Origin of the sequence: Nocardia sp. NPDC101769 (assembly GCF_044766925.1) — a bacterium.
Taxonomy (GTDB): domain Bacteria; phylum Actinomycetota; class Actinomycetes; order Mycobacteriales; family Mycobacteriaceae; genus Nocardia.
In genome coordinates, this window is record NZ_JBIWMX010000023.1 from 74,283 (window position 1) to 94,433 (window position 20,151).

Below are 20,151 nucleotides of genomic sequence, written 5' to 3' on the forward strand. Positions count from 1 at the left end.
ACATATTTGCCTCGCCCTCCCGGAATCCGCTGCCCAGCAAGGTTCCTCACCGCACCATGCGACCGGAAAGACCTGTCGGTTACATCCGCTAACCTTCAAGCGGTGCTAGGACATTCACATGCGACCAGCGGCGCACTCGCCTGGTCGGCGGCGGCCGCGGCGCTACCGTTCACCGTCTTGACCTACCCCGCAGTGCAATCCGGGGCCATCGGCTCCGTCGATCTGGTGATGGGCACCTTCCTCACCGCGGGCGCCGCGCTGCTGCCCGACGCCGATCACCCCTCCGGCACCATTTCCCATGTGCTGGGGCCGATCTCGCACTACGCGTGCAAGTTCATCTCGTGGATCTCCGGCGGCCACCGCCACGGCACCCACTCCTTCGCCTTCGTCGCCGCCGTCACCTACGGCACCTGGGCCGGGGAACACCTGCTCGGCCGCTACTTCACGCTCTCGCTGGTGTTCTTCCTGCTCGCCCTCGCCATCAAGGCGCTCGGCTTCGCGCCCACCGGTGACGGACTCAAATCCTGGGGCACCGTCGTCATCCTCGCCGTCTGCGGCACCTTCGCCATCGACCACTGGATCAGCGACAAACCCGCCTGGCTGCCCTTCTCCGTCGGACTCGGCGCCCTCGCCCACCTCATCGGCGACTGCCTCACCGACCGCGGCTGCCGGCTGCTGTGGCCACTCAAGATCCGCACCCGCATCCCGATCATCGACCACACCGGCAACAAGATGGAGACCATGGTGCTGGTCCCCCTCTTCGCCCTCGGCACCCTCGCCCTGCTCTGGTACACCCTCACCCACCATCCGTGAGCCCAACGGGTCGCCGGACCGGGCAACGACCGGCAAACTCGGTTCGTATGATCCGAAGACCACCGCGGCAGGCAGAACGGAGTCGGGCATGAGCGATCGCGAGGAACTGAGCTGGGAGCTGTTCGGGGACGCCAGCCGCGAACTATCCCAGGCCATCGCCGACGACGGCTTCGAACCCGACCTCATCCTGTCGATCGCCCGCGGCGGGCTCTTCGTCGCCGGCGCCCTCGGCTACGCCCTCGACGTCAAGAACCTCCACGTCATGAACGTGGAGTTCTACACCGGCGTCGACCAGCGCCTCGCCATGCCGGTCATGCTGCCGCCCGTCCCCAGCGCCGTCGACCTCACCGGAGCGACCGTCCTGGTCGCCGACGACGTCGCCGACACCGGCAAGACCCTGAAACTCGTGCGCGACTTCTGCTCCCACCACGTCGCCGAGGTGCGCTGCGCGGTCATCTACCAGAAGCCGCACTCCGAGGTCGACTGCGAATACGTATGGAAACGCACCGACAAGTGGATCAACTTCCCCTGGTCCGTGCTCCCGCCCGTGGTCAAACGCGAGGCCCGCGTCCTCGACGCCTGACCCGAAACCCGCTACGCGGCAACGACAACGGCCCGGAACCATTCGGTTCCGGGCCGTTCGTTCCGATGCCGCAGGGACTGATCAGATCAGTTCGGCGGACAGGATGGTGATCGGCTCGACCGGCACATCCTGGTGGCCGGCCTTGTTGCCGGTGCGCACACCCTCGATGGCGTCCACGACGGCCGCGCCATCGACAACCTTGCCGAACACCGCGTAGCCGAAGCCGTCCTGGCCCGGGTAGTTCAGGAAGGCGTTGTTGCTGGTGTTGATGAAGAACTGCGCGCTGGCCGAGTGCGGGGCCGAGGTGCGCGCCATGGCGACGGTGTACTTGTCGTTCTTGAGGCCGTTGGCGGCCTCGTTCTCGACGGTCTGCTTGGCAGCCTTCTGCTGCATGTCGGCGGTCAGGCCGCCACCCTGGATCATGAAGTTCGGGATCACCCGGTGGAAGACGGTGTCCGCGTAGTGGCCCGCCTTGACGTAGTCGACGAAGTTGGCGACGGTCTTGGGTGCCTTGGCCTCGTCTAGTTCCAGGGTGATGTCCCCGGCGGAGGTCTTCAGGAGCACTTTGGTCATGTGAACCATCGTATGGGAGCCCCCAACCCGGCGACCGAGCGGCATCGAATAGCCGCCCCCCTCTTCGAGGTTGGGTGGTGATGGGTCTGGTCAGGAAGATGTGCGCGGTCGTGAGTGTCGGGGTTTGTTTGAAATAAGGCAACATGCATAGATGCGCATATTTCCATTTCTTGATGTTCGATTGGATGGCCTCTGACGGAGGCCCTGACCTCAGCCTTCATACAGCTCCAGCGGTAGACCATCCGGATCGGCGAAGAACACGAACCGCTTCCCCGTGTATTCATCAATCCGCACCTCCTCCACCGCCACTCCCCTGCCTCGCAGCTCGGCCACCGCGGCCCCCACATCCGCCACCAGGAACGCCAGATGCCGCAACCCGGCAGCTTCAGGTCTCGACGGCCGCGCCGGTGGTTCCGGAAACGAGAACAATTCCACCTGCCCACCATCGGGCAACGCGAGATCCAGCTTGTACGAACATCTTTCGGCCCGATAGTTCTCGGCAATCACCCGCAATCCCAGCACCTCGGTATAGAACGCCTTCGACCGCTCATAGTCCGAGGCAATGATCGCGACATGATGAATCCGCAGTAGCTCCACTCCCCCGACGCTAGCCGACAGCCCCTCCGTGACGACGACGGCAGGGAGGGGCGGCCGGGCGGTGGTACTGGGTCACCGTGGGACTCCCACCGCCTGCACCCGGGCCTCATTGCCCCAACACAGGCGCACAGCTAGCCTGCCAGCGCCGAGGCTGCTGCAGCCAGCAGCATTCCGCGATACGAGCCGCCGAACAGCACCACATGCACCAGTAACGGGTGTAGTTGATGGAGTGGGATCCGTTGTCGCCAGCCTGAACTCGAGGGGGTGACTTCCTGGTAGGCGGCCAGGATGCGGTCGAGGTGGGGTGCACCGAACAAGGCAAGCATGGCCAGATCCGTCTCCCGGTGCCCGCCGTGCGCGGCCGGGTCGATGAGGACGGCGCGGCCGCCCGACCACAAGATGTTGCCCGACCAGAGGTCGCCGTGGATGCGGGCGGGGGGCTCGGGTGGGCCGGCGAGGTCGTCGATGCGGTCCATGACGTGGTCGAGGAGGCGGGTGCCGTCGCGGCCGAGTTCGGGGGCTGCTGCGGAAATGTAGGGGGCCAGGCGATGTTCGGCGTACCAGGGGCCCCAGTCGCCGGTGGTCGGGGTGTTGTTCAGGGGAAGGGTGGCGATGTAGCCGTCCCAGGGGGCGCCGTAGGTGGGCGGGGTGGCGGCGTGGAGGGTGGCGAGGTCGCGGCCGAGGTGTTCGGCGGCGGTGGGGGTGGCGGGTTCGGGTGGCTGCCAGGACAGGACGAGCATGTGGGGGTCGGCGGCGACGATGGGTGGGACGAGAGTGGGGTGGCCGGCGGCCAGCCAGCGGAGGCCGGCAGCTTCGGCGGTGAGGACGGCGGAGGCGGTGCCGTTCTGGATGGCTTTGACGAAGAGGGTGCGGCCTTCGGCGGTGTGGGCGCGGTGGAGGGTCCAGGCGTGGCGGTGACCGAGGTGGTCGATGCGGGTGATGGGTGCGCCGGTGAGGTGGGTGAGGTGCGCGGGCACGTCCATGGAATCTCATTGTGGGGTATCGACCGGCCCGCGCGGACCGACAAGTTGGATCGGGTTGTGGGGTCAGGTTCCCGGGACGGTGAGGCGGTCGCGGAGGTGGGCGGCCGTGGCCGCATCGGCGGGGAGGAAGGCTTCGATGGCGAGTTCGGCGACGGTGACGTTCATGGGTGTGCCGAAAACCGTGGTGACGCTGAGGAATGCGAGTTCGTGGCCGTCGAGCCGCACGCGCAGGGGGACGACGGCCTGGTCGGGTTCGGGCAGGCCGGGTGATTCTTCGCCGCCGGGGTAGGCGCGCAATTCGTCGAGCAGCGCGGCGAGTTCGGGCGATCCGGTCACCTCGATCTGGCGTTGCAGGCGTTCGAAGAGGTGGCCACGCCATTCGGCGAGGTTGATGATGCGGGCGGCGACGCCGTCGGGGTGCAGGGTCAGGCGCAGGGCGTTGACGGGCGGCGCCAGCAGGGCGGGGTCGATGCCGTCGAGGAACAGTCCGATACCGGCGTTGGCGTCGACCATGGTCCAGTTCGCGTCGATGGCAAGGGCGGGGTGGGGTTCGAGGCCGGTGAGAATCCGACGGAGGGCGTCGCGGACGGATTGCATGGCGGGGGTGTCGAGTTCGGGTTCGGCGTAGACGGGGGCGTATCCGGCGGCCAGGAGCATACGGTTGCGTTCCCGCAGGGGGATGTCGAGTTCGTCGGAGAGGTGCAGCAGCATCTGGCGGCTGGGGGTGGCGCGGCCGGTTTCGATGAAGCTGAGGTGGCGGGTCGAGGTTTCGGCGCGGCCGGCGAGTTCGAGCTGGCTGAGCCGCCGGGTAGTGCGCCAGTGCCGGAGTAGGTCGCCTGCCGTGAGTGTCGCCATGAGGCGATCGTACGAATGATCAACCACCGCAATCCATTACTCGGCAGGTAATCGTCTCCGCACCTGGAGAGCAACCCACCAGATCGAAACTATATCTGTTCATTCTCACACGCCTATGTTAGAAATGTGGGGTGGATGCCGGTGAACGATTGGATGTGACGCTGCGCCTGGTGCAGGGCGCTGAGCGGGCGGCAGTGGCGGAATTGGCGCAGCGCCTCGGTGTTTCGGAGATGACCGTGCGCCGCGACCTGGACGCGCTCGAGCAGCGCGGGCTGGTGCGGCGAGTGCACGGCGGGGCGGTGGCGACGCGGGCGCGGACCGAGGCAGGCGGGTTCGCCGATCGCGCGGGCTGGTCGGCCGCGACCAAGGATCGGCTGGGCGCAGCCGTCGCGGACCTCATCCCCCTCGGGTCGCGGGTGCTGCTGGACGCGGGCACGACGACCGTGCATGTGGCTCGGGCGCTGGCCGAGCGCGGCCCGTTGACGGTGACCGCGTTGAGCCTGCAGACGGCTGTGTGTCTGGCCGACCGGCCCGGGATCGAGTTGCTGGTGGCGGGTGGGCGTTCCCGGCCGGGTGAGCAATCCCTGGTCGGCCCCTTGGCTTTGCGGGCTGTGGAGTCGCTCGCATTCGACGTGTTCGTGATGTCGATCGGCGGGGTGCATGCCGAGTACGGCTGGTCGGAGTTCTGTCTCGACGATGCCGCGGTCAAGCAGGCCGGGATCGCCCAGTCGGCCCGGGTGCTGGCGGTCGCTGATGCGACCAAGCTCGGGGTGCGGGCCTTCAGCCAGGTGGCCGCGCTGGGCGCGGCGCACGACTTCGTCACCGACCGCTCCGCGTCCGACCCGGCGATCCATCCGGCCGGACCGCAGACCCTCGATGCCCTGCGTGAGGCGGGCGTCGTCCTCCATACGGCGTGAACCGAATTGGCGTATGAACCGATGATCGAAGGAGCTACCGTGTCGAATTCTCAGATGATCCTGGTCGCGGGCCCGTACCGCTCGGGTACCGGTGATGATCCGGTCAAGTTGGCGGCGAATGTGCGCGCCATGAACGAGACGGCCCTGACCCTCTTCCGCGCCGGGCACCTCCCGGTCACCGGTGAGGCACTGGCGCTGCCGCTGCTCGAGACCGCCGGCAGTACGCGCCCGGGTGACCCGCTCTACGACGAGATCTTCCATCCCGTCGCCGAGCAGCTGCTCTCCCGCTGTGACGCGGTGCTGCGCGTCGGCGGTCCGTCCGAGGGCGCCGATCGGATGGTGGCGCAGGCGCGCGCGGAGGGCAAACGAATCTATCTGAGCCTGAGCGAGATTCCCGCCGCGGTCTGACCGGCCCGAAGTCGGACAGCGGTTCGGATCAGGAGGCACGGCTCGGTGTGTCGCGACAGTGTGACCGGGGTGTGGCAGGCTGGCCGGGCATGAAGACCATGCTGATCACGGGGGCCACGTCGGGCATCGGGTTGGCGGCGGCGGGGCAGCTCGCGACGGCCGGTCACCGTGTCATCCTGGTCGGCCGCAATCCCGGAAAGCTCAGCGCCGCTACCGAACTGGTGCGTGCGACCGCGACCGCTCCGGTCGATGCCATCGAATGCGACCTCTCCTCCCTGGATGCTGTACGGCTGCTTGCGGGCACCGTCGCCGCTCGATACGACCGGCTCGACGTGCTGGCCAACAATGCGGGCGCATTCCACATGTCGCGCACCGAAACCGGGGACGGCCTGGAGGCCACCTTCGCGGTGAACCATCTCGCCGGATTCCTGCTCACCGAACTGCTGCTGGATCTGCTGCGTCACAGTGCCCCGGCGCGGATCCTGTTCACCTCGTCGGTCATGCAGTACGGCAATGCCCTCGACTTCGAGAACCTGCAAATGCGCTACGGATACAGCGGCGCCACCGCCTACGGCCGCGCCAAGCTCGCCAACATCCTCTACACGCGCGACTTGGCCCGGCGGCTGGACGGAACCCGGGTGACCGCCAACGCCTTCCACCCGGGGGTCGTCGCCACGGGCATCTGGGACGCCGCACCCTGGTTCGCCCGGCCCGCGCTGGCACTCGGCAAACGCCTGTTCATGACCGACGCCGACACGGCCGCGCAGACCCTCACCTACCTGGCGACCAACCCCGACGTCTCCTCGGTATCCGGCTGCTACTTCGAGCGCAACCGTGTCAAGGCGCCCTCCCCCGTCGCCCAGGACGACGCGGCCGCCACCCGCCTGCACCGGTTGTGCGCCGAACTGGCCGGCCTGCCCGAATGAAGTCGCGCCGGACCGGCTTCACAGCGTCCTGATCACCCGCGCGGGATTGCCTGCGGCGAACACCTTTTCGGGCAGGTCGCGGGTGACGACGCTACCCGCCCCGACCACTGCGTTCGGGCCGATGCTCACTCCCGGGCAGACGATGACCCCACCGCCGAGCCATACATTGTCGCCGATGGCGATGGGCGCGGCCGTCTCCCAGCGGTCCCGGCGCAGCGCGTGATCGTCCATCGGGTGCAGGGCGGTGAGCAGCTGGGCGCGCGGCCCGATCGAGACATCGTCGCCGATGGTGATCGGCGCACAGTCCATGACGATGGCGTCGTAGTTGAGGAAACTGTTGCGCCCCAATCGGATCAGAGACCCGTAGTCGCATTGGAAGCGCGGCATGATCCAGGACCCCTCCCCGATCTCGCCGAGCAGCTCATCGAGGATGCTTCGACGCTGGACGTCCTGACCGGCGCGGGTGGCGTTGAACCGGTCGAGCAACCCCTGGCAGCGGAGACGTTCGGCGACGAGTTCGGGGTCGTTGTCGCGGTACGGCTCTCCGGCGAGCATGCGGTCCTTGTGTTCTCCCATCCCGCCCATCCTGTCCGCGATCCCCCGGCCGGATGTGATCGCGTGTCTGGTATCACCGAAAGGGTGAAAATCGGCTTCGCTCTTCCTCAGCATGGTTCACAGGCCCGCGAGGGCGCGCGGGTGGCGCACTACGCCACCACGCTGGAGCAGGCGGGCGCCGACAGTCTCTGGGTGGGTGAGCGGCTCATCGCCGCCACCAACCCGAAGGTCGGCTACGCGGGCAAGGACACCATCCCCGACGAGTTCAACTCGGTGCTCGACCCGCTGCTGCTGCTCGGGATTGCGGCCGCGGTGACCGAGCGGGTCGCCCTCGGCGCGAATGTGCTGATCGCGCCGCTGTATCGGCCCGCGCAGCTGGCCCGCGCGCTCACCACGGTCGACGTGGTCAGCAACGGCCGGCTGATTCCCGGCTTCGGCATCGGGTGGTCGCCGGAGGAGTACGAGGCCGCCGAGGTCCCCTTCACCCATCGCGGCGCGCGGCTGGATGAGACCCTCGATGCGCTGGAAGCCATCTGGACCACCGACCCCGCCGGATATCGCGGCCGCTATGTGTCGGTGCCCGAACATCGCAGCGAGCTCAAGCCCGTGCAGCGGCCGCGGCCGCCGATCTATCTGGGCGCGTTCAGCCCGGCCGGACTGGCTCGCATCGGCCGCCGCGCCGACGGCTGGCTGCCCGTGGTGCCGGTGCCGGGCCCGCCCGCCTGGGGTCGGCAGCTGCTGAAGCTGCGCGGCGTCATCGACGAGGCCGCGGTCGCCGCGGGCCGCGATCCGAAGGACATCGGCACCGTGCTGCGGGTGAACGTCGCCGCGGGCACCGACCTCGAACTCGTGGCCGCCACCATCGAGAAGGTCGCCGCCGACACCGGTTTCGACGACTTCTTCATCGACCTGCTCTACGTCACGGACTCCCTCGACGGCATGCTCGACGCCGCCCTGCAGCTGTTGGCCCGGCTGCGCGGCTGAACCGGCCGCGCGGTCCGGCCCGCCGCGACCCGTGCCGCCCTCTGGCAGCGGCGCGCCGCCATCCGCTCGGCACTGCCGGATGCGCCGGTCCCCTGCCAGCTCATCGGCGATATCTCTGCCCACTGGCCGCCCGGCGCGCCGGCGATCGAGCCGGTTCGGGCGAGACCTGAGCCGGGTGGGCGAATCGGGCGTCCACCGGGCATACTCGATCCCGTTGTGCCGCAGGGCCGCCGGGCGACCGCCCGGAACACCGGCCCCGGCGATGTGCTGAAGGGAGTCCGGGCCGGTGGGGTTGCGGAATCCGGTCGTGCTGGCCGGAGTCGTCGGAGTCGGAGTACCGGTCCTGGCGGCGGGGGTGGTCGCGGCGCTCACCATCAAAACCGGTGAGAGCGGCCCGGACTCGGCGACGACCGACACGACGACGGCCCCCGCGACCACCGGGCCGGCCTCGATGCCGCCCGGCACCACCGAGGCCGCAGCGCCGGATCCGGTCGGCTTCCAACCGGATTCGATCACCTTCATCTCCGCCGACGAAGGCTGGGTGCTGGGCCGGACCTATCCGTGCACGAGTGAACCGTGCCTGGCGCTGCAGCACACCACCGACGGTGGGCAGACATGGCAGCAGGCCCCGCTCCCGGCCCCGCTGCGCGATCCCGGGTCCAAGGGCCCTTGGCTGAAGTTCGCCGACGCCCGCAATGGCTGGATCCGGGCCGGCGACAAGCTGTTCGCCACCCACGACGGCGGAAAGACCTGGCGCGAGATCGATCTCGACATCGATCCGGTCGTCAACGCCTGGTCGTTCACGATTTCCGACGACAGCGTGTACATCGCCACCGTGCAGCCCGGTGAACGGACGGTGTTGTTCACCAGCCCCCTCACCCGTGATGCATGGACCGGTCCCACCGAGATCCCGGTACCCGGCAGCGGCGGCCCGGACCCCTCGGCCGCTGTCGCCGTTCTCGGCAGCCGGGCCTGGATGGTCGTCGCCAACCGGGGCGAGGATGGTGCCCGATCGGTCGACGGCACCTGGACACCGTGGAAACTGCCCTGCGGCGGCAATGGTCCCGCCGACTGGCACCCCTTCTCCGAGAAGCGGCTCATCGCACTGTGTGGCCGATCCGGCCCGTACTCCGACGGCGGCACCGCCACCCAGCTCATGACCTCCACCGACGGCGGAGCCACCTTCACCGAGACCGGGCAGCTGTCGCCGACGCTGTCTGCCGGTGCCGCGCTCATCCCCGCCGACCCCACCCATCTGGTCGCCGCTCTCGACGACCACCTGCTCACCTCGGCCGACGGCGGCGCAACATGGACCACGACCTACCGCGCACCCGCCCGGGGCTGGCGCGAGAGCTCGGGCCATTTCGTCACCGAGACAACCGGTTTCGTGATCATGTCGCAAACCGGGTCCAAGCACCTGGCCACGACGATGCTCGCCACCCAGGACGCGGGGCGCACCTGGACCCCGGTCAGCTTCGGCTCCTGATCACCTCGGCTTCGGCTGCTGATCAGCGACGGGGCGTGGCACGCGCGTAGTTCCAGCCCTGCCACGAATATGGGGCGAGGGTCAGGACGCGGGGAGGGTGATGCGGATGCGGGAGCCGGGGGCGGCGACGGCGATGGTGCCGCCGTGCAGGTCGACGATCCAGCGGGCGATGGCCAGGCCGAGACCGGTGCCGCCGCCGGTGGCGCGGCCGCCGCGGGTGAAGCGTTCGAAGACGCGGGCCCGGTCGGTGATCGGGATGCCGGGGCCGTCGTCGGAGATATCGATGACAGTGCCGGCGCGGTCGGCGTGGGCGTGGATGCGGACCTCACCGCTGGCGGGTCCGTGACGGGTGGCGTTGTCCAGGAGATTGAGCAGGACCTGGTGCAGGCGGGCACGATCGGCGTGCACGGTGACATCGGGGGCGGTGACGATGGTGAAGCGGACGGGCCGGTCGACCGCGGCCGCCATCACCTCCGCTTCGGCGACGACCTCTTTCAGCAGCGGCTCCACGGCGACGGGTTCGCGGTCCAGCGCCACCGCGCCCGCCTCGACGCTCGACAGTGCCAGCAGCTCCGACACCAGCAGGCTCAGCCGCTCGGTCTGGGCGAGGGCGGTGCGCAGGGTCGCCGGATCGGGTTCGGCCACACCGTCGACCAGGTTCTCCAGCACCGCCCCCAGCGCCGCGATGGGGGTGCGCAGTTCGTGTGACACATTGGCGATGAACTCGCGCCGTTGCTGATCGGCGGCGGCCAGATCGGCGGCCATCTGATTGAACGCCGCCGCCAGCTGCCCCACCTCGTCCCGGGAGGTGGCGCGCACCCGTCGCGAATAGTCCCCCTGCGCCATGCGTTTGGCGGCGGCGGTCATCTCCCGCAGCGGCAGGGTCATGCCGTGGGCGAGTGCCTGCGAGAAGAGCAGCGCGAGCAGCGTGGCCGCGATGGTGGTGCGCGGCGGCAGCCATCCGATGCGTGAGGCGAAGAACCCGAACGCGACCGCGCCCGAGCCGACCATGAGGATGGCCAGCTTCAGCTTGATCGACCGCACCCGGTCCAGCGGCCGCGGCATCCACGCCGCCGCCCGATTCCCGGCCGCCCGCAACCACTCTCGCACGCTCACCGCTCCCCTCCGATCCGCGCCCACCGCCGTTCATCGAGCCTCCAGCGCGTATCCCACGCCGTGCACGGTGCGGATCAGGTCCGCGCCGAGCTTGCGGCGCAGTGCCTTGACGTGGCTGTCGACGGCGCGGGTACCCGAGGCATCGGCCCAGCCCCACACCTCGCTGAGTAGTCGCTCCCGGGCCAGCACGGTGCGCGGCCGGCGGGCCAGGTGCACCAGCAGCTCGAATTCCAGTGGGGTGAGCTGGGTTTCGGCGTCGCCGCGCCACACCCGCCGCTGATCGGTGTCGATGCGCAGATCACCGACCACGATGGCGGCGACCGGGGCGGCGGTGCGGTCCACGCGGCGCAGCAGGGCGTGCACGCGGGCGGTGAGCACGCGCATGGAGAACGGTTTCGTCAGATAGTCGTCCGCGCCGACCCCGAGGCCGACGAGCATGTCGGTTTCGTCGGTGCGGGCGGTCAGCATGAGCACCGGCACCGGGCGACGGGCCTGGATGCGGCGGCAGACCTCGAGCCCGTCGAAGCCGGGCAGCATCACGTCCAGCACCACCAGATCCGGGTCCCCGGCCGCGTCGGCCGCCACGGCCGCGGGCCCGTCGTGCGCGATGTCGACCGCGTATCCCTCGGCGCGTAGGCGGGCGGCGAGGGATTCCGCGATGGTCGGCTCGTCCTCGACGACGAGGATCCGGCGCGCACTGGTTTCCATGCAGGTGACATTAGGCAACCGCCGTGGAGATGGTTCGCGTCGAATGTGAAGATCTCGTGGAGACGCTGGTCGTACCACGCGGACCCGACTCGGTAGCGAGCCCGCAGGCCGTGGAGACCCCGCGCACATTGCTGCGCGACCCGGCGGTCGACCTCGACGAGCACGGAGCCGCACAACGAAAAACCGCCCGCGAGAGCTGTTGCTACGCAGGCAGTTCCGTTGCGAGAAAATGCCGACTAGCCCGAGATGCTGGGGAGCGGGCAGCCCGCGCTCCCGGTGGAGGTGGAGGGGCTGACCTGTTCGGTCAGCGGGGTCAGGGCGACCGCGCTGGAACCCATGGTCGCGGTGAGGACGTGCTGTCCGGCGGTCTTGGGCGTCCACGACACCTTCGCGGGTCCCGGGATCAGACTCTCACTGATCTTTCCGGTGCCGATGGTGGCCCCGTTGTCGAAAAAGGTGACAGGCTGCCCGTTCAGGGTGCTGCTCCCGCCACCCACCAGGTCGCCGCTGGTCAGCGTGTAGCTGCACCCGACCTGCGGATTCACACTGCCTTCGATCGCCACGTTGCCGAATCCGGTGTCGGCCGCGGCGCTGGGCATCAGGGCCAGCAAGACCGCACCGGCCCCCGCGACCACCGTGGCACCGAGCCCGGCGCTACGCATCCGAGGAGTTGTCATGAGATACCTTCCACTGCGAAATGCCCGTGCCTGCACGAACATTCGGGCGTGATCCGAAGATCACCTGGACCAAGTGAAATTATCATGCTTCAAATTGTGCGGAGCCTGGTTCGCGCAGGTGAACATGGTGTCTTGACGTAATGGCGAACAATGCTGTACATCAACCGCGCCCGACGTCGGACCCGATCCGAAGGTCTCCGCTCGGCCGCCACGCTCCATGTCGGCGCCATTGATCGAAGGAACCGGAGGGGTCGGCCGATGCCGACCGACTGGTTCTGCCGAGACTCGATGTCGAATCGACCGACCAACGATGGGCATGGTGACCGCCCCGACAGCCAGTGGCACGCCCGGGTGTTCAGGGTGACGGCGACACTCGAAGCATCGTCTGCGACACGGCGTCGTAGAATGGCCCGGTGCGCTCACCGACGGATCACACCGCGCGCCTGCGCGGCGCTGCCGTCGGCGCATCCTCCGGCGCGGTGGCGATTCTCGCGCACGGACTGGGCGGTGGCGCGACCCTGCTCGACGGTTCCGCGCTCGCCCTGCTGTTCGCGGCGTGCACGCTGATCGGGGTCGTGGTGGCGACCCTGCGCCCCCGCTACGGGATCGCCGGAACCATGGCCATGCTGGCGGCCGGGCAGTCCATCGGGCATGCGGCGCTGTCGATGTCGCCGGGCCACCACCATCACGGCTCCCCGCCGTCCATGCTGCTGGCCCACCTGGCCGCAATTCCGGTGGGCGCGCTCGCGATTCGCGCCGCCGAGGCCGGCATGCGCCGGGCCATCACCAGCGTGCGGCGGTTCATCCTCGCGCTGGGTTCGATCCTGCGGCCGCCCGCGACGCGCCTGCGCCCGTGCCCCGCCGACGATCGCGCTGAGGCGCGACGCCTGCTCGTCAGTCCCGGGATAGGGCGTCGTGGCCCGCCCCGGGCCGACGCACCGTTCTCACACCTCGCTCCGGCATAGCTCCGCGACGCCTACCCACGCAGTGGCCGAATCAGGCCTGCGCCGAACGGTGTCGCCGTGAACGGTCCGGGGTGACCTCCCTTCCCCCTGACACACGGAGTCCGTTTCCCATGTCCCAGATGCCCTCCTGCCACAGCTTCCGCCTGCGCACCGGCGGATTCGCGCGCCGCGTCGGCGCGGCCGCCGCCGTCGCGACCCTGGCGCTGCTGCCCGTCGCCTGCTCCTCCTCGCAGACCGCCTCGGACGCCACCGGCAAGGCCGCCGACCAGATCACCATGACCGATCAGTGGATCAAGGCCGCCGACAGCGGCATGTCCGCCGCCTTCGGCACCCTCGCGAACACCTCCGACAAGCCGATCAACCTGATCGCGGCCACCAGCCCGGCCTCGGCGACCGTGGAGATCCACGAGGTCGTTCCCGACGGGGCCGGAGAGAAGACCATGCGGCCCAAGGCCGGTGGCATCGTCATCCCCGCCCACGGCAGCGCGACCCTGAAGCCCGGCGGCGACCACCTCATGTTCATGGGGTTGAAGGCCCCGCTGCGCACCGGCGCGGACACCCCCATCACGCTCACCTTCTCCGACGGCTCCAGCACCACCGTCACCGCGCAGGTACGCGACTTCGCGGGCGGCAAGGAGAACTACCAGCCCTCCGGCGACAACGCCGCCCACGGTGGCTGACCGGCCGCAACCGCACCCCCGCCTGTCCCGGCGCCGACTGCTCGGCGGCGGCGCCGCCGTGGCGGGCGCCGCCGGGGCCGCCGGAATCGGCTGGGGCGCGGCCACACTCACCCACCGCGACCACGACCGCGATCCCGCGCTGGACACGGTCGCGTTCCACGGCCCTCATCAGGCGGGCATCGCGACGGATCCGCCGCTCCACGCGGCCTTCGTCGCCTTCGACCTGGTGACGGGCGCACAGCGCGAGGACATCATCGGCCTGCTCGAGATCTGGACCGACGACGCCTCCCGGCTCACCCAGGGCAAACCGGCACTCGCGGACACCGAACCGGAACTGGCCGCCCGGCCCGCCCGGCTCACCGTCACCGTCGGATTCGGGCCGCGGCTGTTCACGGTCTCCGGACTCGAGGACCAGCGCCCGCACTGGCTCAAACCGTTGCCGCCCTTCGGCATCGACAAACTCGACGCCGTCTGGTGTGGGGGTGATCTGCTCCTGCAGATCTGCGCCGACGAGGCCACCACGGTCTCGCACGCGGTGCGGGTGCTGTCCAAGCATGTGAAATCGCTGGTCACGGTGAAATGGGTGCAGCGCGGGTTCCGCAATGCCGCTCGCGGCCGGACCATGCGCAATCTCATGGGCTCGGTGGACGGCACGGTCAATATCGCGCCCAGGACAACCGATTTCGATCGCCTCGTGTGGGACGACGGATCGGTGCGGCCGTGGCTGGCCGGGGGCACCTCGATGGTGTTGCGGCGCATCGCCATGAACCTCGAGACCTGGGACGAACTCGACGCCGACGGGCGCGCCATCACCGTCGGCCGCACCGTCGAGCACGGGGCGCCCCTGTCGGGCACCCGGGAATTCGACGAACCCGACTTCGCGGCCGTGGACCAGTACGGCATCCCGAAGATCCCGCCGTCCTCCCACATCGCCCGCGCCCACCACGCCCACGCCGGGGAGCGGTTCCTGCGCCGCGGCTACAACTACGACGACGCGCCCGCCCCCGGGCACGTCTCCAACTCGGGCCTGCTGTTCGCGTCCTTCCAGCGCGACATCGACGCCCAGTACCTGCCGGTGCAGCAGCGACTGGCCGACTTCGACGCCCTCAACCAATGGACCACACCGGTCGGCTCGGCGGTCTTCGCCGTCCCGCCCGGCGTGCCCGGCCCGGGCGGCTACCTCGGACAGCAACTGTTCGAGAGCGTCGATGCCCAACGATGACCGGACCGGTCGGACCGCACCCGGGGCGGTCCGACCGGACACCGGCCGCGGACTCTAGGGTGGGCTGCCATGACCGTCTTGCGATCGATCGTGCTCTTCGGGCTGGCAGCCGTCGCCGAAATCGGTGGCGCGTGGCTGATCTGGCAGGGAGTGCGCGAGCACCGCGGCTGGCTGTGGCTGGGGGCGGGCGTGGTGGCACTCGGCTGCTACGGGTTCGTGGCCACCCTGCAGCCCGACGCCCACTTCGGGCGCATCCTCGCCGCCTACGGTGGCGTCTTCGTGGCGGGGTCGCTGCTGTGGGGCATGGCGCTGGACGGCTTCCGGCCCGACCGCTGGGATGTGATCGGCGCACTGGTGTGCCTGGCCGGGGTCGGGCTCATCATGTACGCGCCACGCTCGGCGTGAGACGCGCGGGAGCGTTGCTCCACGTGAAACCGGCTGCGCCCGAACTGCATTCACGCAGGCCACGCAGAACGGCGGGATGACCGCATCCTTGCAGTCGATGCAGAATTGCGGTGCGGGAACGGATTACGGGTTCGCGCCGGTCACCGCCACGATCAGCGTTCGAGCGTCGACCCGAGCAGCCCCTCGATGATGGCTCGGGCGGTGGGCAGGGCGGTGTCGTCACCCATCCGCGCGGCCGTATTCGCCGCCGCCACAACCGCATCCAGCTGGAACGCGACGGTGTGCGGGTCCAGCCCGGCCAGGTAGCCCTGCTCCTGCGCGCGGCCGATCTCCTTCTCCAGCACCGCGAACCAGTCGTCGCGGTCGGCCGCCAGGGCGTCGCGCACCGGGCCCGGGCGGCTGTCGAACTCGGGCACGCTCGCGCCACGGAAGCAGCCTCCGGGCAGCAGCGGCTCACCCACGTAGTCGAACCAGTGGCCGATCATCGCCCGCAGTCGCGGCATGCCACGGTCCGCACTCAGGGCGGGGCGGACGACGTGCTCGATGAACACCTCGCGCGCCGATTGCACCGCGGCCAGTTGCAGGTTCTCCTTGGTGCCGAACAGCGTCGCCACCCCCGACTTGCTGACCCCCAGATCCCCGGCGAGCCGGCCGAGGCTCAGCCCGGTCAATCCCTCGACCGAGGCCACGTCGGCGGCATGACGGGCGATGGTCGCGCGGGCGCGCGCCCCCTTGAGCCGCCGCTGATCGGAAATCTCCTGTTCGGAAGGCTGCACCGGTTCATCCACCCCTTCATCTTCGCACCGGCCGTTGCTTTTACGCACGATCGGTCGTACTTTTCATAAATACGAACGATCGTGCGTACAGTTTTGATCCCGCTCCGACACCCGTACCGCAGAGAGCCCGTCATGACCGACATCAGCCGGCGCCAGCCGGCACCACTCGACACCTCCCCGCCGAGCACCGCACCCCACCCCGGCCAATCTCCCTCGGCCACAACCCCGTCCCACCAGCCGGCCCGTCTCGCCCTGCTCGTCGCCTCCGGCGCGGCGTTCATGTCCTTCCTGGACCTGTCCGTGGTCAATATCGCCTTCCCCGCCATCACCCGCGACTACCCCGGCACCGCCGCCACCACCCTCACCTGGGTGGTGAGCGGCTACGCCGTCGCCTTCGCCGCCCTGCTCACCCCCGCCGGGCAACTGGCCGACGCCCTCGGCCGCGGGCGCGTATTCCTCACCGCCCTGGCCGGATTCGCGCTCACCTCGCTGCTGTGCGCGTTCGCGCCGGGGGCGGACTGGCTCATCGCCGGCCGCTTCCTGCAGGGCGCGACCGCGGCCTTCCTCATCCCGGCCGGACTCGGCCTGATCCTGAGCGTCACCCCGCCCGCCCGCATCGGCGTCGCCATGGCCGCCTGGACCGCGGCCGGTGGATTCGCCGCCACCGTCGGGCCGGCCGTGGGCGGGGCGCTGGTCGACTGGTTCGGCTGGCGTTCGGTCTTCGTCATCAACGTGCCGATCGCGGCACTGCTCATCGCCACCGGACGGCGGGCGGCCCGCGGCGATCAGCGACATGCGCACGGGCTGCCCGACCCGGTCGGCACCATCGCCACCGGACTCGGCATCGGCGCGGTCGTCGCCGCGGTCACCCAGGGACAGCAATGGGGTTGGGACGCTTGGCAAACCCTCGTCACCGGTCTCGGCGGGCTCGTACTCCTGAGCCTCGCGCTGTGGCGGTCGCGGACTCATCCGCGCCCCGCCATCGCCGTCGGGCTGTGGCGCAGCCACCACTACGCGCTGGTCAATGCCGTCGCCTTCGTCTTCGGCGCGACCATGTTCGCGTGGCTGCTGGCCGGACCGCTGTGGCTGGACACCATGTGGCACTACTCGGTGCTGCAGTCGGCGGCCGCCATGACCGTCGGCGCGATCGCCTCCATGGTCACCGCAGTCCTCGCCGGGCGCGCACCGGTGCCGTGGCAGCGGTGGCTGGGCGTGCTCGGCGCGGTCATGTTCGCCGCGTCCACCCTCTCCATGAGCACCGGCAGCTGGGACGCCACCCCGGCGCTGTGGACGGCGTGGGTGCCGGCCGGACTGCTCGGTGGCGGCGGCATCGGCCTGCTCATCACCGTGCTCGGCACCGCCGCCGCACGATCGCTGCCGCCGCACCGGTTCGCGGCCGGGGTCGGCATGAACCTCACCGCCCGCCAATCCGGCGGCGCGCTCGGGGTGGCCGTCCTCGCCGCGGTCTTCGCCGCCCACCCGGGCCGGCCGCTCACCGCCTTCCACACCCTGTTCGCCGTCTGCGCCGGAATCGCCATCGCCGCAGCCGTTCTCGCCGCCCTGCCGATCCGAGCCGAGGAGCCCCAGCCATGACCGCCCGCACCGAAGCCACCGATCCGTTCACCCTGTCCGATCCGGCAGCCGCCGCAATCCTGCGCGCGGTGCCGTTCCGGCGGTTCGCCGTCATCGGTGACTCCACCGCCGCCGGCACCGGCGACCCCTGGCCCGGCTACGACACGGTGCCCTGGGCCGACCGCATGGCGCGCTGGCTGCTGGCCGCCCACCCCCGCACCGACTACCTCAACACCGGCGTCCCGGGCGCGGTCATCGCCGACGTCACCGCCGGGCAGCTGCCCGCGCTCGAGGCGTTCCGCCCGGACCTGGTGCACGTCACCTGCGGCGGCAACGACCTGTTCCTGCGCAATGCCCGGCTACCCGGCGTGGAGGCCGCCCTCGACGAGCTGTGCACCCGGGTGGTCGCCACCGGCGCGCGGCTGTCACTGTTCACCCTGGCCGACTCCTTCACCGGGCGCATGGCTCCCCTGCGCTCGGTGTTCGCCGGATTCGCCGACGCCGTGCGCCGCGTCGCCGACCGCCACGACGCCATCCTCACCGAATTCTGGGACCACCCGGCGCGACTGCGCCCCGACTGGCTCTCCGCCGATCTCATCCACCTGACCATGGCCGGGCACGCGGTGGTCGCCGCCGAGATCGCCAAGAACCTGGCCCGCCGCACCGCCCGCGAACTCCCGCCCGAGCTGGTGCGGCACCCCTGAGCCGGGACCCGCGAACGCCCGATGCCGCACACGGTGCAGTCATGCACCCTGTGCGGCATCGCCTTTCACGCAGGGAAACGCTATGCGGTTGTCGCGCTCACGGTTTCGCGCCCGGTCACTTCCACAGCGCCGCGATGAAGACGTTCAGGATCGCCAGCCCGCCGGCCGCGTGGGTCATCCACGCCACCTCCTTGCCGCGCTTGGCGTCCGCGCGCCCCATTTCGGCGAAGGCCGCGACCAGCACCGCCACCACGAGTTTGGTGATCATCTTCGCCATGTTGGGGTCCTTGCCCAGCGAATGGATCGACTCGGCCATGCCGAGCAGGATCACCCCGGTGAGGATCTGCACACGCGCGCCCCACACCATCAGTTCCGACACCCGCGGCTGAGAGGCGACATACCCGCCGACCACCGCCGCCATACCGAGCAGATGAGCCGTGACCATGAGGTTGTAGACGACCGTCATGACTGCACACGGTAATCCATCCACCCGCGACAACGACAGCCGGTAGTACCCGCGGTTTTCCGCCGTCGTGCGGACCGGTCCCCAGGGTTTCACCCCCGTACAGGCCGGGTAGTCCTCACGCAATGGTCCCCGCGCGTCCGGTGGCGGACCGCAGCGTCGTGGGCAGCGTGGCCGGCTAGGAGAATTCAGGTGGCGGTTGTACTAGTGCTGCGAGCACGTGGATTGAGTGATCTCCTCACCGCCGTTCCCGCGTTGCGCGCCCTGCGCCGGGCCCGGCCCGGCGACCACATCGCACTGGCAGCGCCCCATCGCCTGAAACCGATCGTCGACCTCATCGCCTCCGTCGACGAAATGGTTCCGGTCTACGACACCGTCGGACTGCGCTGGGACGGCGAATCGCCGGCCCTGGCCGTCAACCTCGACGGCGCCGAGGGCATCGTCGAACTCTCCCGCACCAAACCCGATCGCATTCTCACCTACCGCAATCCGGCCTTCCCCGACCTGCCCGGCCCGGACTGGCAGCCCGACATGCACGACGTCGACCGCTGGTGCCATCTACTCGAATTCGACGGCATCGCCGCCGACCGCCGCAACCTCGGCCTGGTGCCGCCGGTGGCCACCACCAGCCACCGCGACGCCGTGGTCGTGCACATCGGAGCCGGCGCGGCCGCCCGGCGCTGGCCGGCCGACCGGTTCGCCGCCGTGGTCCGGCATCTGCTGGTACAGGATCGCGACGTCGTAGTGACCGGTGACGAATCCGAACGCGAGACCGCGCTCGGCGTCGCCACCCGCGCAGGACTCTCATCGGCGCGAGTCCTCGCGGGCCAGCAGAACCTCATCGAACTGGCCGCCACCGTCGCTGAAGCCGCTCTCGTGGTGTGCGGCGACACCGGCGTCGCCCACCTGGCCACCGCCTTCGGCACCCGCACCGTCCTGCTCTTCGGCCCCAACCCGCCCAGCCGCAGCGGCCCGCCCCCACACCTGCTCGGCCGCCACGCGGTGCTCTGGGCCGGGCAGACCGGCGATCCGGACGCCGACGACATCGACCCGGGGCTGCTGAAAATCGGTGTGCCCGAGGTCGCCAACGCCGTCGACAAGCAACTGCGCAAACGCCCCTGGCCCGGCACCGGATTGGACCGCCGCGCCCAGCAGACCTACCGGCGCGTGGGGTGAGTCCGGT

24 protein-coding genes are annotated in these 20,151 nt (G+C 69.9%); 14 read left to right on the forward strand and 10 right to left on the reverse strand.

Going from position 1 to position 20,151, the window contains the following annotated elements; translation table 11 throughout:
- Positions 1–102: 102 nt before the first annotated feature.
- Positions 103–813: a metal-dependent hydrolase gene (locus ACIRRA_RS30240; RefSeq protein ID WP_402775067.1), complete on the forward strand. Its 711-nt coding sequence runs from the start codon at positions 103–105 to the stop codon at positions 811–813.
- 88 nt (positions 814–901) lie between these two features.
- Positions 902–1,396, forward strand: coding sequence for a phosphoribosyltransferase (locus ACIRRA_RS30245; RefSeq protein ID WP_402775070.1), 495 nt, complete (start codon positions 902–904; stop codon positions 1,394–1,396).
- An 81-nt stretch (positions 1,397–1,477) separates the two neighbouring features.
- On the opposite strand, the gene ACIRRA_RS30250 is transcribed toward ACIRRA_RS30245, so the two are convergent.
- The 4 genes from ACIRRA_RS30250 to ACIRRA_RS30265 all read right to left on the reverse strand — a co-directional run bounded on the left by ACIRRA_RS30250 (position 1,478) and on the right by ACIRRA_RS30265 (position 4,404).
- Positions 1,478–1,969, reverse strand: a complete 492-nt coding sequence (locus tag ACIRRA_RS30250) for a peptidylprolyl isomerase (RefSeq protein ID WP_402775072.1) — start codon at positions 1,967–1,969, stop codon at positions 1,478–1,480.
- A 210-nt stretch (positions 1,970–2,179) separates the two neighbouring features.
- The gene (locus tag ACIRRA_RS30255; RefSeq protein ID WP_402775075.1) at positions 2,180–2,566 is read right to left on the reverse strand and encodes a VOC family protein; all 387 of its coding nucleotides are present in this window, start codon (positions 2,564–2,566) and stop codon (positions 2,180–2,182) included.
- Positions 2,567–2,697: 131 nt separating this feature from the next.
- Positions 2,698–3,549, reverse strand: a complete 852-nt coding sequence (locus ACIRRA_RS30260; RefSeq protein ID WP_402775078.1) for a fructosamine kinase family protein — start codon at positions 3,547–3,549, stop codon at positions 2,698–2,700.
- Positions 3,550–3,612: 63 nt separating this feature from the next.
- Positions 3,613–4,404, reverse strand: a complete 792-nt coding sequence (locus tag ACIRRA_RS30265) for a helix-turn-helix domain-containing protein (protein ID WP_402775081.1) — start codon at positions 4,402–4,404, stop codon at positions 3,613–3,615.
- A 131-nt stretch (positions 4,405–4,535) separates the two neighbouring features.
- Here ACIRRA_RS30265 and ACIRRA_RS30270 point away from each other — a divergent pair, with 131 nt between their 5' ends.
- The 3 genes from ACIRRA_RS30270 to ACIRRA_RS30280 all read left to right on the forward strand — a co-directional run bounded on the left by ACIRRA_RS30270 (position 4,536) and on the right by ACIRRA_RS30280 (position 6,655).
- Positions 4,536–5,321 carry a DeoR/GlpR family DNA-binding transcription regulator gene (locus ACIRRA_RS30270; protein ID WP_402775084.1) on the forward strand — a complete coding sequence of 262 codons (786 nt, stop codon included), beginning with the start codon at positions 4,536–4,538 and terminating at the stop codon, positions 5,319–5,321.
- A gap of 39 nt (positions 5,322–5,360) precedes the next feature.
- Complete coding sequence (locus ACIRRA_RS30275; RefSeq protein WP_402775087.1) at positions 5,361–5,729, forward strand: hypothetical protein; 369 nt, start codon at positions 5,361–5,363, stop codon at positions 5,727–5,729.
- Between the two features lie 89 nt (positions 5,730–5,818).
- Entirely contained in the window at positions 5,819–6,655 is an 837-nt protein-coding gene (locus tag ACIRRA_RS30280) for an SDR family NAD(P)-dependent oxidoreductase (protein WP_402775090.1), read from the forward strand.
- A gap of 18 nt (positions 6,656–6,673) precedes the next feature.
- Here ACIRRA_RS30280 and ACIRRA_RS30285 read toward each other — a convergent pair whose 3' ends face one another.
- Positions 6,674–7,231 carry a sugar O-acetyltransferase gene (locus tag ACIRRA_RS30285; protein ID WP_402775093.1) on the reverse strand — a complete coding sequence of 186 codons (558 nt, stop codon included), beginning with the start codon at positions 7,229–7,231 and terminating at the stop codon, positions 6,674–6,676.
- 42 nt (positions 7,232–7,273) lie between these two features.
- Here ACIRRA_RS30285 and ACIRRA_RS30290 point away from each other — a divergent pair, with 42 nt between their 5' ends.
- Together ACIRRA_RS30290 and ACIRRA_RS30295 are read left to right on the forward strand one after the other, a co-directional pair.
- Positions 7,274–8,194 carry a TIGR03619 family F420-dependent LLM class oxidoreductase gene (locus ACIRRA_RS30290; protein WP_402775095.1) on the forward strand — a complete coding sequence of 307 codons (921 nt, stop codon included), beginning with the start codon at positions 7,274–7,276 and terminating at the stop codon, positions 8,192–8,194.
- A gap of 286 nt (positions 8,195–8,480) precedes the next feature.
- A complete protein-coding gene (locus ACIRRA_RS30295; RefSeq protein ID WP_402775098.1) occupies positions 8,481–9,680 on the forward strand; it encodes a hypothetical protein in 1,200 nt (399 codons plus the stop codon).
- Positions 9,681–9,761: 81 nt separating this feature from the next.
- Here the strand turns inward: ACIRRA_RS30295 and ACIRRA_RS30300 are convergent, their stop codons facing one another.
- From ACIRRA_RS30300 to ACIRRA_RS30310, 3 genes are all read right to left on the reverse strand, one after another.
- The gene (locus tag ACIRRA_RS30300) at positions 9,762–10,745 is read right to left on the reverse strand and encodes an ATP-binding protein (protein ID WP_402775255.1); all 984 of its coding nucleotides are present in this window, start codon (positions 10,743–10,745) and stop codon (positions 9,762–9,764) included.
- A gap of 81 nt (positions 10,746–10,826) precedes the next feature.
- Positions 10,827–11,504: a response regulator gene (locus tag ACIRRA_RS30305; RefSeq protein ID WP_379380639.1), complete on the reverse strand. Its 678-nt coding sequence runs from the start codon at positions 11,502–11,504 to the stop codon at positions 10,827–10,829.
- A 236-nt stretch (positions 11,505–11,740) separates the two neighbouring features.
- Entirely contained in the window at positions 11,741–12,181 is a 441-nt protein-coding gene (locus ACIRRA_RS30310) for a hypothetical protein (protein WP_402775102.1), read from the reverse strand.
- A 413-nt stretch (positions 12,182–12,594) separates the two neighbouring features.
- Here ACIRRA_RS30310 and ACIRRA_RS30315 point away from each other — a divergent pair, with 413 nt between their 5' ends.
- From ACIRRA_RS30315 to ACIRRA_RS30330, 4 genes are all read left to right on the forward strand, one after another.
- A complete protein-coding gene (locus ACIRRA_RS30315) occupies positions 12,595–13,146 on the forward strand; it encodes a hypothetical protein (protein ID WP_402775105.1) in 552 nt (183 codons plus the stop codon).
- Between the two features lie 119 nt (positions 13,147–13,265).
- Positions 13,266–13,826: a copper chaperone PCu(A)C gene (locus ACIRRA_RS30320; RefSeq protein WP_402775258.1), complete on the forward strand. Its 561-nt coding sequence runs from the start codon at positions 13,266–13,268 to the stop codon at positions 13,824–13,826.
- Positions 13,819–15,048, forward strand: a complete 1,230-nt coding sequence (locus ACIRRA_RS30325) for a Dyp-type peroxidase (protein ID WP_402775107.1) — start codon at positions 13,819–13,821, stop codon at positions 15,046–15,048. Before ACIRRA_RS30320 ends, ACIRRA_RS30325 begins: the two co-directional genes overlap by 8 nt.
- 69 nt (positions 15,049–15,117) lie before the next feature.
- On the forward strand, positions 15,118–15,453 hold the full coding sequence (locus ACIRRA_RS30330; RefSeq protein ID WP_402775110.1) for a YnfA family protein: 336 nt from the start codon (positions 15,118–15,120) through the stop codon (positions 15,451–15,453).
- A 152-nt stretch (positions 15,454–15,605) separates the two neighbouring features.
- On the opposite strand, the gene ACIRRA_RS30335 is transcribed toward ACIRRA_RS30330, so the two are convergent.
- A complete protein-coding gene (locus ACIRRA_RS30335; protein ID WP_402775113.1) occupies positions 15,606–16,241 on the reverse strand; it encodes a TetR/AcrR family transcriptional regulator in 636 nt (211 codons plus the stop codon).
- Between the two features lie 120 nt (positions 16,242–16,361).
- On the opposite strand from ACIRRA_RS30335, the gene ACIRRA_RS30340 reads away from it, so the two are divergent.
- Both ACIRRA_RS30340 and ACIRRA_RS30345 read left to right on the forward strand, forming a co-directional pair.
- On the forward strand, positions 16,362–17,822 hold the full coding sequence (locus tag ACIRRA_RS30340) for an MFS transporter (protein ID WP_402775116.1): 1,461 nt from the start codon (positions 16,362–16,364) through the stop codon (positions 17,820–17,822).
- The gene (locus tag ACIRRA_RS30345; protein ID WP_402775119.1) at positions 17,819–18,505 is read left to right on the forward strand and encodes an SGNH/GDSL hydrolase family protein; all 687 of its coding nucleotides are present in this window, start codon (positions 17,819–17,821) and stop codon (positions 18,503–18,505) included. The genes ACIRRA_RS30340 and ACIRRA_RS30345 overlap by 4 nt, the downstream gene beginning before the upstream one ends.
- A 115-nt stretch (positions 18,506–18,620) precedes the next feature.
- Here ACIRRA_RS30345 and ACIRRA_RS30350 read toward each other — a convergent pair whose 3' ends face one another.
- Positions 18,621–18,971 (reverse strand): hypothetical protein, encoded by a 351-nt coding sequence (locus tag ACIRRA_RS30350; RefSeq protein WP_354832313.1) that lies wholly within the window; start codon positions 18,969–18,971, stop codon positions 18,621–18,623.
- A 189-nt stretch (positions 18,972–19,160) separates the two neighbouring features.
- On the opposite strand from ACIRRA_RS30350, the gene ACIRRA_RS30355 reads away from it, so the two are divergent.
- Positions 19,161–20,144, forward strand: a complete 984-nt coding sequence (locus tag ACIRRA_RS30355) for a glycosyltransferase family 9 protein (protein WP_402775122.1) — start codon at positions 19,161–19,163, stop codon at positions 20,142–20,144.
- Positions 20,145–20,151 lie beyond the last annotated feature (7 nt).

What these genes read in the sequence shown, in the direction of transcription:
- ACIRRA_RS30245 (WP_402775070.1), top strand. Translation starts at nt 902, where the DNA reads ATGAGCGATCGCGAGGAACTGAGCTGGGAGCTGTTCGGGGACGCCAGC.
- ACIRRA_RS30250 (WP_402775072.1), bottom strand. Translation starts at nt 1,969, where the DNA reads ATGACCAAAGTGCTCCTGAAGACCTCCGCCGGGGACATCACCCTGGAA.
- ACIRRA_RS30260 (WP_402775078.1), bottom strand. Translation starts at nt 3,549, where the DNA reads ATGGACGTGCCCGCGCACCTCACCCACCTCACCGGCGCACCCATCACC.
- ACIRRA_RS30265 (WP_402775081.1), bottom strand. Translation starts at nt 4,404, where the DNA reads ATGGCGACACTCACGGCAGGCGACCTACTCCGGCACTGGCGCACTACC.
- ACIRRA_RS30280 (WP_402775090.1), top strand. Translation starts at nt 5,819, where the DNA reads ATGAAGACCATGCTGATCACGGGGGCCACGTCGGGCATCGGGTTGGCG.
- ACIRRA_RS30285 (WP_402775093.1), bottom strand. Translation starts at nt 7,231, where the DNA reads ATGGGAGAACACAAGGACCGCATGCTCGCCGGAGAGCCGTACCGCGAC.
- ACIRRA_RS30300 (WP_402775255.1), bottom strand. Translation starts at nt 10,745, where the DNA reads ATGCCGCGGCCGCTGGACCGGGTGCGGTCGATCAAGCTGAAGCTGGCC.
- ACIRRA_RS30305 (WP_379380639.1), bottom strand. Translation starts at nt 11,504, where the DNA reads ATGGAAACCAGTGCGCGCCGGATCCTCGTCGTCGAGGACGAGCCGACC.
- ACIRRA_RS30310 (WP_402775102.1), bottom strand. Translation starts at nt 12,181, where the DNA reads ATGACAACTCCTCGGATGCGTAGCGCCGGGCTCGGTGCCACGGTGGTC.
- ACIRRA_RS30320 (WP_402775258.1), top strand. Translation starts at nt 13,266, where the DNA reads ATGCCCTCCTGCCACAGCTTCCGCCTGCGCACCGGCGGATTCGCGCGC.
- ACIRRA_RS30330 (WP_402775110.1), top strand. Translation starts at nt 15,118, where the DNA reads ATGACCGTCTTGCGATCGATCGTGCTCTTCGGGCTGGCAGCCGTCGCC.
- ACIRRA_RS30340 (WP_402775116.1), top strand. Translation starts at nt 16,362, where the DNA reads ATGACCGACATCAGCCGGCGCCAGCCGGCACCACTCGACACCTCCCCG.
- ACIRRA_RS30345 (WP_402775119.1), top strand. Translation starts at nt 17,819, where the DNA reads ATGACCGCCCGCACCGAAGCCACCGATCCGTTCACCCTGTCCGATCCG.
- ACIRRA_RS30350 (WP_354832313.1), bottom strand. Translation starts at nt 18,971, where the DNA reads ATGACGGTCGTCTACAACCTCATGGTCACGGCTCATCTGCTCGGTATG.